We start from the raw sequence: 12,154 nt of genomic DNA on the forward strand, positions 1-12,154 counted from the left end.
CCGCAGGAACGGCCGCAACTCGTCGGCTCCGTGGACGGCCGGACCCGGCAACCCCTCCCCGCCGCGCCGCCGGCGAGCGGGACGTGGACCGGATGCCGACCGGGCTGCGCATCGTCCGTGCGGTCGGCGCCGCGGCGGGGAGGGGTTGCCGGGTCCGGCCGTCCACGGAGCCGACGAGTTGCGGCCGTTCCTGCGGCTGCACGCCGACACGTCCTTCCACCCGGTCGGGACGTGCCGCCTGCTCGGCGAACACCGACGCCGCCGTCCTCGCGATCGCCGAGCGGGCGGCCGGGCTGACCGGGACGGCGGCGTGAGCGGGCCGGGCGTCAGCGGATCGGCATGCCTGACAGGGTGCGGGCGATGACGAGGCGCTGGATCTCGCTCGTGCCCTCGAAGATCGTATAAATGGCGGCGTCGCGGTGCATGCGCTCCACCGGGTACTCACGGGTGAAGCCGTTGCCGCCGAGGATCTGGATGGCCTGGGCGGTGACCTTCTTCGCCGTCTCGCTCGCGTACAGCTTGGACATCGAGCCCTCGGCCGAGGTGAAGGGCTTGCCCGAGATCGCCATCCAGGAGGCGCGCCAGACCAGCAGGCGGGCCGCGTCGATCCGGGTGCGCATGTCGGCCAACTGGAAGGCGACGCCCTGGTTGTCGATGATGGGCCGGCCGAACTGGGTGCGGGTCGTGGCGTAGTCGAGGGCGACCTCGTACGCGGCGCGGGCGGTGCCCACCGCCATCGCGCCGACGGCCGGCCGGGAGGCCTCGAACGTCGCCATGGCGGCGTTCTTCACGCGCTCGCCGCCCTTGGCCCGCTCGCGGGCCCTGGCGAGGCGCTCGTCGAGCTTCTCCTTGCCGCCGAGCAGGCAACTCCCCGGGATGCGGACGTCGTCCAGCACGACCTCGGCGGTGTGCGAGGCGCGGATGCCGTGCTTCTTGAACTTCTGCCCCTGGGAGAGTCCGGGGGTGCCCGGCGGCACGATGAAGGAGGCGTGGCCCTTGGAGCCGAGCTCCGGGTCGACGACGGCGACGACGACGTGGACGTTGGCTATGCCGCCGTTGGTCGCCCAGGTCTTGGTGCCGGTCAGCACCCACTCGTCCTTGGCCTCGTCGTACACGGCGGTGGTGCGCATCGAGCCGACGTCGGAGCCCGCGTCGGGCTCGGAGGAGCAGAAGGCGGCGACCTTCACGTCGTTGACGTCACCGTACATCTGGGGGATCCAGGTGCCGATCTGCTCCTCGGTGCCGTTGGCCAGGACGCCGACGGCGGCCAGGCCGGTGCCGACGATGGACAGGCCGATGCCGGCGTCACCCCAGAAGAGCTCCTCCATGGCGATCGGGATGCCGAGGCCGGTCGGGTCGAAGTACTGCTGGGCGTAGAAGTCGAGCGAGTAGAGTCCGATCTTCGCGGCCTCCTGGATCACCGGCCAGGGCGTCTCCTCGCGCTCGTCCCACTCCGCCGCAGCCGGGCGCATGACGTCGGCCGCGAAGCCGTGGATCCAGTCGCGCACCGATTTCTGGTCGTCGTTGAGCTCGAGCGAGAAGTCGCCCATCGTCCCCTCCACGTGCTTGTTACTTGCGGTAACGCCAGTGTGTTACCGGCTGGTAAGGGATGTCAACCGGACGAGGGGTGTTACGTTGCGCAGGCGCGAGGAAATTCGAACGGGCGGGGAGGCTCGGGTGGACACCAGCCAGCGGCAGGAGCGGCGGACGCCGTCCTCGGCGGAGGAGCGGCGCAGGGAGCTGCTCGAGGCCGCGGACCGCGTCGTGCTGCGGGACGGCCCCGAGGCGTCCATGAACGCCATCGCCGCCGAGGCGGGCATCACCAAGCCCATTCTGTACCGTCACTTCGGCGACAAGAGCGGGCTTTACCGAGCCCTGGCCAAGCGGCACACCGACGCCCTGCTCGCCAACCTGCGGGCCGCCCTCGACGCCCCCAACGAGCGCCGCGACCGCGTGGAGGCCACCCTCGACGCCTACCTCTCGGCCATCGAGGCCCGGCCGCAGGTCTACCGCTTCCTGATGCACCCCGCCGAGAGCACCGCGGATCCCGACCGCGGTTTCGACATCGGCCGCCACTCCGCCCCCGTGCTGCGCCGCATGGGCGAGGAACTGGCCGACGTCATCGCCGAGCGCCTCGACCTCGGCCCGGAGGGTCAGGTGGCGGCCCGGGTCTGGGGCCACGGCATCGTCGGCATGATGCACGCGGCCGGGGACTGGTGGCTGGGCGAGCGCCCCGTCGCCCGTGACGTCCTCGTCCGCCACCTCGCGGACCTGCTCTGGGGCCGCCTCGCCGCCGTGGGCGACCGCCCGGGCGCGCCGCGTCTCTAGGTACTGTCGGGCGCCCAGGGGGCCCGGCGGACGGCGCGCAGGGCGCGGTGGCGGCGCAGGCCGGTGAGCCGGTCGACGAACAGGCCGCCGCCGAGGTGGTCGCACTCGTGCTGGAGGCAGCGGGCGAAGAAGCCGGTGCCCTCCACGCGCAGCGGGGCGCCGTCGGTGCCGACGCCCTCGACGACGGTCTCGTCGTGCCGGGCGGTGCCCGCGTGGACGCCCGGCAGCGACAGGCAGCCCTCCTCGCCGGTCACCACGACCCCTTCGTTGTGCACGACGCGGGGGTTGACCACGTACCCGAGGTGCCGGACGTCCTCGTCGTCCGGGCAGTCGAAGACGAACACCCGCAGCGGCACGCCGATCTGGTTCGCGGCCAGCCCCACCCCGTCGTGCGCGTACATCGTGGCGAACAAGTCCTCGACGAGGCGCGCGAGTTCGGCGTCGAAGACGGTCACGTCGCGGCAGGGCTCCCGGAGCCCGGGGTCACCCAGCAGCCGCATCGGGCGGACGGTCCCGGAGCTGCCGGGGATGGGGGCGTGTGGCATGCGGGCCAGCGTACGGGGGCGGCTCGTTTCAGCGCCGGTGGGGGAAGTGGATAGGCTGATCGGCGACCGATGCCTTCCGGCCGGTGCAACGGCCCGGGGCACGCACTCCGGCCCGACGGCCGGGGAGGTGAGCGGGGCCGGACGCGAGGAGGATGTGGAGACGATGGCAGGCAATGCGGAGCCACTGTCGCCGCGGGCGAAGCTGGCCGTGACGGCGGGCAAGGCCGCGGCGGCAGTGTCGCGTGCGGCGGGGCGCGGCAGCGGATCGGTGATCGGCGGCCGGGTCGCCCTGAAACTCGACCCTGATCTGCTGGCCCGGCTCGCGACCCATCTCGACGTCGTGCTCGTTTCGGCCACCAACGGCAAGACCACCACGACGAGGCTGCTCGCCGAGGCGCTGCGCGCCAACGGCGAGGTCGTCTCCAACGCCCTGGGCGCCAACATGCCCGCCGGCATCACCTCGGCGCTCGCCGGCGGCTCCGAGGCCCGCTACGGCGTGATCGAGGTCGACGAGAAGTACCTGGCCGGCGTCGCCCGTGACGTCAAGCCCAAGGCCATCGCCCTGCTCAACCTCTCCCGGGACCAGCTGGACCGCGCCGCCGAGACCCGCATGCTCGCCGAGAAGTGGCGCGAAGGCCTGGCCGGCTCGGACGCCATCATCATCGCCAACGCCGACGACCCGCTGATCACCTGGGCCGCCTCCTCGTGCCCGACCGTCGTCTGGGTCGCGGCGGGCCAGGAGTGGAAGGACGACGCCTGGTCCTGCCCCTCCTGCGGCGGTGTCCTGCAGCGGCCGGCCGAGGACTGGTTCTGCGGCGAGTGCGGTTTCCGCCGCCCGACGCCGACCTGGGCGCTGTCCGGCGACCACGTGATCGACCCGTACGGGTCCGCATGGCCGATCCAGCTCCAGCTGCCCGGCCGCGCCAACAAGTCCAACGCCGCCGTGTCGGCCGCCGCGGCGGCCGCGTTCGGGGTCGACCCCAAGGTCGCCCTGGAGCGGATGTACAAGGTGCAGGCCGTCGCCGGCCGCTACGACGTGGTGTCCTTCCAGGACCGCGACGTACGGCTGCTGCTGGCGAAGAACCCGGCCGGCTGGCTGGAGACCTTCTCGCTGATCGACGGCCCGCCCACCCCGGTGATCCTCTCGGTGAACGCCCGCGGGGCCGACGGCACGGACACCTCCTGGCTGTGGGACGTGGACTACACCCGCCTGGCCGGGCACCCGATCCGGGTCATCGGCGACCGCAAGCTGGACCTCGCGGTCCGGCTCGAGGTGGCGGGGCTGCAGTTCGAGGTGTGCCAGGACTTCGACGAGGCGGTGCGCACCTCGCCGGCCGGCCGGATCGAGGCCATCGCCAACTACACCGCCTTCCAGGACCTGCGCCGCCGCGTCGGCAACTGACCGAAGACCCGTTTCGACAGGAGAACACGCTGTGAGCGACTCCAGCCTGCGTCTGGTGTGGGTCTACCCCGACCTGCTGAGCACCTACGGCGACCAGGGCAACGTCCTGGTCACCGAGCGCCGGGCCCGCCAGCGGCGGGTGCCGGTCACCCGGATCGACGTACGGTCCGACCAGCCGATCCCGACCTCCGGTGACATCTACCTCATCGGCGGCGGCGAGGACCGCCCGCAGCGGCTGGCCGCCGAGCGGCTGCGCCGCGACGGCGGGCTGAACCGCGCGGTCGACAACGGCGCCATCGTCTTCTCGGTGTGCGCCGGCTACCAGATCATCGGCCACGAGTTCGTCAACGACCTCGGCCGTCCCGAACCGGGCCTGGGCCTGCTGGACGTCGTGAGCGTCCGCGGCGAGGGCGAGCGCTGCGTCGGCGACGTGCTGGCCGACATCGACCCCGCGCTCGGCCTGCCGCCGCTGACCGGCTTCGAGAACCACCAGGGCGTCACGCACGTCGGCAAGAACGCCCGCCCCCTGGCGCGGACCCGCTTCGGCAACGGCAACGGCACCGGCGACGGCACCGAGGGCGCGTACAACGAGACCGTCTTCGGCACCTACATGCACGGCCCCGTCATGGCCCGGAACCCGCAGATCGCGGACATGCTGATCAAGCTGGCGATGGACGTCAGGGCGCTGCCGCCGGTCGACGACCAGTGGTACGAGGCGCTGCGCGCGGAGCGCATCGCGGCGGCGTCCCAGCCGGCCTGAGGTCCGCAACGTCGCGGGGCCGACCGGGGGAAACGGGGCCAGGGCCGGGTTGTGTCCGCAGTGCGGGCGGCGTTTCCGCCGCCCGCGCCCGGCTCGATAACGTAGTGAGCAGCGGTGCGCGTCGCCGCGGGTCCATCCGGACGACGGCGTCCGGCGCCCGGATCGATCTTTCAGGAGTAACGAGCAAATGCGTATTGGTGTGCTGACGAGCGGCGGCGACTGCCCCGGCCTCAACGCCGTCATCCGGTCGGTCGTGCACCGCGCGGTCGTCGACCACGGGGACGAGGTCATAGGTTTCCACGACGGGTGGAAGGGCCTCCTCGAGTGCGACTACCGCAAGCTCGACCTCGACGCGGTCGGTGGCATCCTGGCCCGTGGCGGCACCATCCTCGGCTCCTCGCGGGTCCGCCCCGAGCACCTGCGGGACGGCGTCGAGCGGGCCAAGGGGCACGTCGCCGACCTGGGTCTCGACGCGATCATCCCGATCGGCGGCGAGGGCACCCTCAAGGCCGCCCGGCTGCTGTCCGACAACGGGCTGCCGATCGTGGGCGTGCCCAAGACGATCGACAACGACATCGCCTCCACCGACGTCACCTTCGGCTTCGACACCGCCGTGACGGTGGCCACCGAGGCGCTGGACCGCCTGAAGACCACCGCCGAATCGCACCAGCGCGTGCTCATCGTCGAGGTCATGGGCCGCCACACCGGCTGGATCGCCCTGCACTCCGGCATGGCGGCCGGCGCGCACGCGATCGTCGTGCCGGAGCGCCCCTTCGACGTCGCGGAGCTGACCCAGCGGGTCGGCGAGCGCTTCTCCGCGGGCAAGAAGTTCGCGATCGTCGTGGTCTCCGAGGGCGCGAAGCCGCGAGAGGGCACGATGGAGTTCGAGTCGGGCGTCAAGGACGTCTACGGCCACGAGCGCTTCACCGGCATCGCCACCCGGCTCTCGATCGAGCTGGAGGAGCGGCTGGGCAAGGAGGCCCGCCCGGTCATCCTCGGCCACGTGCAGCGCGGCGGCACCCCCACCGCCTACGACCGGGTGCTGGCCACCCGCTTCGGCTGGCACGCGGTCGAGGCCGCGCACAACGGCGACTTCGGCATGATGACGGCGCTGCGCGGCACCGACATCACGCTGGTGCCCCTGGCCACCGCCGTCGAACACCTCAAGACCGTCCCCGCCGAGCGCTACGTCGAGGCCGAGTGCGTGCTGTGACGCACTGATCACACTCCTCGAACCGCCCCCGGTCGCGAGCGCGACCGGGGGCGGTTCTAGTCTGGTGCGGGCGCACCCGCCCCAACCGGCACATTGCCGACGGCGCGGTGCGTGCGGCAGGCACGACAGGAGAGTGACGGATGGACCACGGCGGACACGGGATGACGGCGGAGCTCCCGCCGTTCACCCTCGGCCGGGGGCTCGAGTTCAGCGGGGATCCGGTCTTCCTGGCCGGCTGTCTGCTCGCGCTCGCGCTCTACGGCTGGGGTGTCGTACGACTGCTGCGGCGCGGCGACCGCTGGCCGGCCGGACGGATCGTCGCCTTCGTCGCCGGCGTGCTGTCCATCGCCCTGGTGATGTGCACCGCGCTGAACGACTACGGCATGGTCATGTTCAGCGTCCACATGGTGCAGCACATGGTCGTCAGCATGGTCTCCCCCATCCTCCTGCTGCTGGGCGCCCCGGTGACCCTGACGCTGCGGGCGCTGCCGACGGCGGGACGCGGCCGCAAGGGCCCGCGGGAGCTGCTGGTGGCGCTGCTGCACAGCCGCTACCTGCGGGTGATCACGCATCCGGCGTTCACCATCCCGCTGTTCATCGCCAGCCTGTACGGGCTCTACTTCACCCCGCTGTTCGACACCCTGATGGGCAGCCGGACCGGGCACATCGCGATGATGGTCCACTTCCTCGCGGTGGGCCTGGTGTTCTTCTGGCCGATCATGGGCGTGGACCCGGGACCGAACCGGCCGAGCCATGTGCTGCGCATCCTCGAACTGTTCGCCGGGATGCCGTTCCACGCCTTCTTCGGCATCGCCCTGATGATGGCGAGCGAGCCGATGATCGGCGCCTTCAAGCACCCGTCCGCCTCGCTGGGGATCGACGCGCTGGACGACCAGACCGCGGCCGGCGGCATCGCATGGGCGTTCAGCGAGATCCCGTCGGTGATCGTCCTCGTGGCGCTGCTGATCCAGTGGTACACCTCCGACCAGCGCCAGGCGCGTCGTAAGGACCGCGCCGCGGACCGCGACGGCGACGCGGAACTGGCAGCCTACAACGCGTACTTGGCATCCTTGGAGGCACGGGGTCGCGGCTGACGGGGCCGCCCGCCGCGAAGGGAGGCCCGCGATGGGCGACCAGGTACGGATATCGGGCGACGCGCTGCAGTTGCCGGGCGGTGTCACGGTGCGCTTCATGCGCACCCTGCGGCTGCCGGAGACGGGGACGCATCCGCTCCCACCCGGGATCGGCACCTTCCCGCTGCGCCGGGTCTCGGACCACCCCGACACCGCCCCGCAGGAATGGCTCGCGCGGGGCGGGGTCATGCTGCCCGTCTACCAGCGCGAGGCCATGTGGCTCAGCTTCTCGGCCTCCGCGCCGGCCGCGCTCCAGGTGGGCGTCGGCAAGGTGTGCGCGGTGTCGGGGCGGCCGTGGAGCGACCGGCTGTCGCAGGACCCGCAGAACTATGTGGTGCTGCCGCGCCAGCCGTGGCTGGACGGCATCAACTCGGGCTCCGGGACGATCCGGCAGTTCGTGGCCGTGCCCCTGGGCCTGGGCGCGACCGTCGAGGGCCAGGTCACCGGCGAGGAGGTCTGGGGCGGGGTGCAGTTGCAGGTGTCCGAACTCGGCGAGGAGCAGTTGGCGGCGTGGCGGGCGGAGCAGCGGCGCCGGGAGAGCACGCGTCGCGCGGCCTTCGGCGGCTACGGCGGCGCCCCGGGGGCGATGCCGATGGCCGCCCCGGCGGCCGCCCCTCCGCCGGCCCCGGGGGGCGTCCCGCGTCCGGGGGGCGCCGCGCGCCGGGCGGCGGGCGCGGGACGGTCCCCGGTCTCCATGGGGCTGGGCGCCGGCGGCCGCATGCGGCAGGAGGTCTACCGCGACGACCGCAAGCCCTCGGACTGGCGCGCGAAGCCCTCGGGCCGGGTCTACGTCCACCTGACGACGGTGCCGGAATGGCGCCGCATCACCGGCGAGCCGGCTCCCCCCTCCCCGGTCAACCGCGCCGCGTACACCGCCGCCGGACTGCCCTGGTTCGACTACTACGACGCCGACGCCGAGGACCTGGCGGCGCCCGGCACGCTCACCCAGGTGAAGCCGGTCGGCGACTGGCTCGGCGAGGACGAGTCGCCGTGGGTGGCGCCGCACCCGGGTCAGGTGCAGCAGCTGGGGGACGAGGGTCAGGTCACCGACGGCGACTGGTAGCGCACGGCGGGCGGCGGCGGGACCATGGAGTCCGGGCCGCCGCCGCGCGGCCCCCGGGGAGGAGGCCAGGGATGCCCACACCTGCCAAGGCGATGATCACGTGCACGGTGGCGTGTCTGGTCGCCGTGACCGCGTACACGGTGGCGCTCGGCCCCAACGGATGGGTGTGGTTCGCCTGGGTCGTCCTCACCCTGGCCACGATCGGGGTGTTCGCGATCCGCACGCCCCGCTGAGGCTTCCCGGCCGCCGGCCCGTCCTCAGGTCCGTGCCGCGGCGGTCTGCGCGTCGCGGGCGGCGATCGTCCCGATGCGGCGCAGGTCGTCGGTGAGGTCACCGCTGCGGTCGAGGTGGGCCGGGACGAGTCGGCCCACGAGCCACCGGAACCAGGCGGGCGTGTTCCTCATGCGGTAGGTCTGCACCACCCGTGTCCCGGTGCCCGCCGGCTCCACCGCGATGGTCCAGTCGGTGCTGTCGGGGAAGAACGGGGTGGCGACGGTACGCCACGTGATCCGGTGCGGGGCCTCGAACGCCACGATCTCGCAGACCCGGCTCCACCTCAGCCGGCCCGATCGGTTGCGGCCGCGGAAGCGGGCGCCCGGTGCCGCCGTGCTCGCCCCGCGCAGCCAGGTGACCCGGTGGCACTCGTGGCTCCACTCGCTGGTCCGGGTCACGTCCGCGACGACGCGCCACACGGCCTCGGCCGGCGCGTCGACGACCACCTCGGTGCGGCACGTCCGGGCGACGCCCCGCTCCCTGTCGTTGTCCCTCACTGTTCCTCCCCCTCCAGGTCGTGTACTTGGGTCTCACGCGTCGAGCAGCCGGTCGATGACACCGGCCACCCACTGTTCGTACTGCTGCGGTGTCCAGCCGGAGATCCCGGTCAGCAGGTGGTAGACCTCGACGCCGAGGACCGCCCACACCCCGTCGAGCTCCTCCCGGGTCACCGCACGCCCCGTGACGCCGGTCATGCCCTGCTCGACGCTGACGCGCCGGCGCCGCTGGTTGTCCCGCAGCTTCCCCGCCAGGTCGCCGTTGGAGGCGGCCGCCTCACGCAGCGCGAGGTGCACACCGGCGGTGCGCCGGTGGATGGCGGTGACCAGCCGCGCGGCGGCGGCGATCCGCTCCTGCCGGGTCCCCGACGCGAGTCCGGCGAACTCCGGGCGTTCGGCGAGCGCTTCGGGCTCCGCGTCGCCGACGACGGCGACGTCGAGCGCGGCCATCAGCAGCTCGCCCTTGGACCGGAAGCCCGCGTACACCGTCTCGACCGACACCCCGGCCTCGCGGGCGACGTCACGCATCCCGGTCGCCGCCCACCCCCGCTCGCCGAACAGCCGGACGGCCGCGGCCAGCACGACGGCCCGGGTCTCACCCGCCTGCTGCTCGCGTCGCGGTGACCGGTACGCGCGCCGCGCCCGGGGCTCCTCCTGCTCCGCCATCAGCGGACCTCCCCTCCCCGCTCGGGGTCCTGCGGCCGCCACCATTGCGCCAGGCGCCGCCGGTAGGCGCGGGCGAAGCCATGCAGCAGGATGAAGCGCGGAACGGGGGGCACCAGGGCGACCACGATCCGGTGCCCCTCGGGGTCGATGCCGTCGAGCAGCCAGTGCCCCTCCATGCCGAGCTGCCCGAACGACTTGGACTTCACGTTGTACCGCTGGTCCCAGGCATGCCACTCGGCCTGCGTGAGGGTGGCCGACACGACGGGCATGGCCTCCTCGACCTCGCGTTCCAGGTGCGGTACGAGGACGGCCGTCAACGCGTCGAGCGCCGCCAGCAGTCTGACGCGCGCCTGGTCGGAGGCCGTCTCCGCGTACCGCCGGGCGGCGTCCGTCACGGTCACGGCCGCCGGGCTGATCCGGCGGTGGTCGGCGTCCAGCGAGTCCAGCAGCGGCCCGGTGGCCGGGTCGCGCTCGCGCACCAGGGGCCACAGGCCCTCGTCCTCGCCGATGTGGTGCGCGTGGAGGAACTCCATCAGCCACACGACGTGCCGGCCGACCGCGCTCCCCTGCCCCGGCTGCGGATGCGGCTCGGTGGACAACACCGTCCGCGTGCGCTCCAGGTCACGGCGGAGCGCGCCGTGCACGATCCCCATCATCCGCGTGTCCGCGGGTGCGTAACCCGTCCCCATGTCGACCTCCCCGTCGCCGTCCTGCTCGGAGACTAGGGCCCGGGATGTTTTCATTACAACGTCGTTCCGGTGAATTTTGGCCCCGTGGGCGGCACCACCCCTCATGCCCCGGCGTGGATGCAGGCCGTCAGGCCCTCGTCCTTCCTCCGCCCCCTGTCACGGAGGCGACCACCTTGGCGAGGACGGCCGTCACGACGAGGGTCCCGGTCAGGACCATCCCGACGCCGACCACGAAGAGGCCGCTCGAGTCGTCCGACCAGTCGACGAAGGCGGCGGCGGTCAGGCCGAGCGTGGTGCCGAGCACGGCGGCCATGACGAAGCCGCGGGACGCGGCCCAGCACACGGCCGCCACGAGCGTCAGAACCAGCCCTGCGACCTGCCAGGCTTCGTAGGGACCGGTCACGGTGCCGTCGGGCTGCACATCACGGTGCCTGTCCCAGCCCAGCCAGGCAGCCCAGTCGGCCGACGCGACGACGGCCAGCAGGAGGATCGGCAACAACCGGGACACGGGATTCGCTGTTGATCGGCGCATGACCCGAGCGTCCCGCCCCGCCTGGGCACCGGCCAGAGCGCACGTACTCAGCTCCGGCCGAGTACGTACCCCCCCCACGCGGCAGCCGCAAAGGCCCGGCGTCAGGCGGGGGCGTGGCGGGCGAGGCCGGAGACGAGGAGGTCGAGGCCGAACTCGAAGCGTTCGTCGCCCTCGTCGCGCATGAGGGCGTCGACCATGCCCGTGATGTGGGGGAAGCGCGCGGGGGGCAGCGAGCCGAAGTACTCGCGGATGCGGGCGATGTGCTCGTCGAGGGGGACGCCCGTCCCGCCGAAGCCCTGGCTGTTGCGCAAACTCTCCTCGACCGCGGTGGCGGTGACGAAGAGCGCGAGGGCGTCCACGCCGTAGGCGCAGACCCGGTCGGACAGGCCGCCGGCCTTGAAAACCGCGAGCATGGCCTCGGCGTTGAGGAGGGCGTTGGGGCCGAAGGGGATGCCCTGGCCGATGGCGGCGCGCGCGAGGTCGCGGTGGGCGACGAGGACGCGGCGGCCCTGCCGGGCCATCTCCTTGATCTGCTCCTGCCACCGCTGCGGGTCGGGCTCGGGGCGGGTCACGTCGGCCTGGATGCGGTCGAGGAGCAGCTCCAGCAGCTCCTCCTTGTTGGCGACGTGCGCGTAGAGCGAGGCGGCGCCGGTGTCCAGTTCCTGGGCGACCCGGCGCATGCTCAGCGCGTCGAGGCCTTCGGCGTCGACGACGTGCAGGGCCGCGGTGACGATCGCCTCACGGCTGAGGCTGCGGCGGGGGGCCTTCTTGCGCTCGGGGCGCCAGGGCGGGACGGGGACCGATGTCACGTGCTGCGTACCTCCGGGAGCGGAACACGAACAGCGTACTTGACACGAACACTGTTCGTCTTCTAGAACACTGTTCGTTCAGAACGAACGCCGTTCGTCCGATTCCGCGGAGGCCCCCGTGACCACCCAATCCCTCTCCCCGCCGGCGCCCCCGTGATCATCAGTACGGAGAAGGCCAGCGTGTAGGCGGCGGTGATCCACTGGATCTGCGTGGAGCTGCCGCCGAAGTCCGCGCGGATCGAGG

15 protein-coding genes are annotated in these 12,154 nt (G+C 72.7%); 8 read left to right on the forward strand and 7 right to left on the reverse strand.

The annotated features are described in order from the left end of the window. Positions 1-314: hypothetical protein (locus PV350_RS38785; RefSeq protein WP_500338143.1), on the forward strand; the 314-nt coding region annotated here is incomplete at its 5' end. A 12-nt stretch (positions 315-326) separates the two neighbouring features. On the opposite strand, the gene PV350_RS38790 is transcribed toward PV350_RS38785, so the two are convergent. Then, positions 327-1,550 (reverse strand): acyl-CoA dehydrogenase family protein, encoded by a 1,224-nt coding sequence (locus PV350_RS38790; protein WP_499510328.1) that lies wholly within the window; start codon positions 1,548-1,550, stop codon positions 327-329. 127 nt (positions 1,551-1,677) lie between these two features. Here PV350_RS38790 and PV350_RS38795 point away from each other — a divergent pair, with 127 nt between their 5' ends. Then, positions 1,678-2,328, forward strand: a complete 651-nt coding sequence (locus tag PV350_RS38795) for a TetR/AcrR family transcriptional regulator (RefSeq protein WP_500338145.1) — start codon at positions 1,678-1,680, stop codon at positions 2,326-2,328. Here PV350_RS38795 and def read toward each other — a convergent pair. Beyond that, positions 2,325-2,873, reverse strand: coding sequence for a peptide deformylase (gene def / locus PV350_RS38800; protein ID WP_499510330.1), 549 nt, complete (start codon positions 2,871-2,873; stop codon positions 2,325-2,327). The genes PV350_RS38795 and def overlap by 4 nt on opposite strands. 163 nt (positions 2,874-3,036) lie before the next feature. Between def and PV350_RS38805 the strand changes: the two genes are divergently transcribed. From PV350_RS38805 to PV350_RS38830, 6 genes are all read left to right on the forward strand, one after another. Beyond that, on the forward strand, positions 3,037-4,275 hold the full coding sequence (locus tag PV350_RS38805) for a MurT ligase domain-containing protein (RefSeq protein WP_499510331.1): 1,239 nt from the start codon (positions 3,037-3,039) through the stop codon (positions 4,273-4,275). A gap of 31 nt (positions 4,276-4,306) precedes the next feature. Continuing rightward, positions 4,307-5,035: a type 1 glutamine amidotransferase gene (locus PV350_RS38810; RefSeq protein WP_018561605.1), complete on the forward strand. Its 729-nt coding sequence runs from the start codon at positions 4,307-4,309 to the stop codon at positions 5,033-5,035. A 187-nt stretch (positions 5,036-5,222) separates the two neighbouring features. Further along, on the forward strand, positions 5,223-6,248 hold the full coding sequence (locus tag PV350_RS38815) for a 6-phosphofructokinase (RefSeq protein ID WP_499510332.1): 1,026 nt from the start codon (positions 5,223-5,225) through the stop codon (positions 6,246-6,248). 140 nt (positions 6,249-6,388) lie between these two features. Continuing rightward, entirely contained in the window at positions 6,389-7,342 is a 954-nt protein-coding gene (locus PV350_RS38820; protein WP_499510333.1) for a cytochrome c oxidase assembly protein, read from the forward strand. A 31-nt stretch (positions 7,343-7,373) separates the two neighbouring features. Beyond that, the gene (locus PV350_RS38825; RefSeq protein ID WP_500338148.1) at positions 7,374-8,444 is read left to right on the forward strand and encodes a hypothetical protein; all 1,071 of its coding nucleotides are present in this window, start codon (positions 7,374-7,376) and stop codon (positions 8,442-8,444) included. A 71-nt stretch (positions 8,445-8,515) separates the two neighbouring features. After that, positions 8,516-8,677 (forward strand): hypothetical protein, encoded by a 162-nt coding sequence (locus tag PV350_RS38830; RefSeq protein WP_499510335.1) that lies wholly within the window; start codon positions 8,516-8,518, stop codon positions 8,675-8,677. 24 nt (positions 8,678-8,701) lie between these two features. Here PV350_RS38830 and PV350_RS38835 read toward each other — a convergent pair whose 3' ends face one another. The 5 genes from PV350_RS38835 to PV350_RS38855 form a co-directional block, all read right to left on the reverse strand. Beyond that, complete coding sequence (locus tag PV350_RS38835) at positions 8,702-9,214, reverse strand: SRPBCC family protein (protein WP_499510336.1); 513 nt, start codon at positions 9,212-9,214, stop codon at positions 8,702-8,704. 33 nt (positions 9,215-9,247) lie between these two features. Then, positions 9,248-9,880 carry a TetR/AcrR family transcriptional regulator gene (locus PV350_RS38840; protein WP_499510337.1) on the reverse strand — a complete coding sequence of 211 codons (633 nt, stop codon included), beginning with the start codon at positions 9,878-9,880 and terminating at the stop codon, positions 9,248-9,250. After that, the gene (locus tag PV350_RS38845; RefSeq protein WP_500338149.1) at positions 9,880-10,569 is read right to left on the reverse strand and encodes a hemerythrin domain-containing protein; all 690 of its coding nucleotides are present in this window, start codon (positions 10,567-10,569) and stop codon (positions 9,880-9,882) included. Before PV350_RS38845 ends, PV350_RS38840 begins: the two co-directional genes overlap by 1 nt. A gap of 127 nt (positions 10,570-10,696) precedes the next feature. Further along, positions 10,697-11,077 carry a hypothetical protein gene (locus tag PV350_RS38850; protein WP_500338151.1) on the reverse strand — a complete coding sequence of 127 codons (381 nt, stop codon included), beginning with the start codon at positions 11,075-11,077 and terminating at the stop codon, positions 10,697-10,699. A gap of 125 nt (positions 11,078-11,202) precedes the next feature. Beyond that, complete coding sequence (locus PV350_RS38855; protein ID WP_500338152.1) at positions 11,203-11,910, reverse strand: TetR/AcrR family transcriptional regulator; 708 nt, start codon at positions 11,908-11,910, stop codon at positions 11,203-11,205. Between the last annotated feature and the right edge of the window lie 244 nt (positions 11,911-12,154).

It is taken from the genome of Streptomyces sp. PA03-6a (genome assembly GCF_033792765.1).
Lineage (GTDB): Bacteria > Actinomycetota > Actinomycetes > Streptomycetales > Streptomycetaceae > Actinacidiphila.

Coding starts and splice junctions, on each gene's coding strand:
- PV350_RS38805 (WP_499510331.1), top strand. CDS start 3,037: ATGGCAGGCAATGCGGAGCCACTGTCGCCGCGGGCGAAGCTGGCCGTG.
- PV350_RS38825 (WP_500338148.1), top strand. CDS start 7,374: ATGGGCGACCAGGTACGGATATCGGGCGACGCGCTGCAGTTGCCGGGC.
- def (WP_499510330.1), bottom strand. CDS start 2,873: ATGCCACACGCCCCCATCCCCGGCAGCTCCGGGACCGTCCGCCCGATG.
- PV350_RS38815 (WP_499510332.1), top strand. CDS start 5,223: ATGCGTATTGGTGTGCTGACGAGCGGCGGCGACTGCCCCGGCCTCAAC.
- PV350_RS38790 (WP_499510328.1), bottom strand. CDS start 1,550: ATGGGCGACTTCTCGCTCGAGCTCAACGACGACCAGAAATCGGTGCGC.
- PV350_RS38845 (WP_500338149.1), bottom strand. CDS start 10,569: ATGGGGACGGGTTACGCACCCGCGGACACGCGGATGATGGGGATCGTG.
- PV350_RS38840 (WP_499510337.1), bottom strand. CDS start 9,880: ATGGCGGAGCAGGAGGAGCCCCGGGCGCGGCGCGCGTACCGGTCACCG.
- PV350_RS38830 (WP_499510335.1), top strand. CDS start 8,516: ATGCCCACACCTGCCAAGGCGATGATCACGTGCACGGTGGCGTGTCTG.
- PV350_RS38820 (WP_499510333.1), top strand. CDS start 6,389: ATGGACCACGGCGGACACGGGATGACGGCGGAGCTCCCGCCGTTCACC.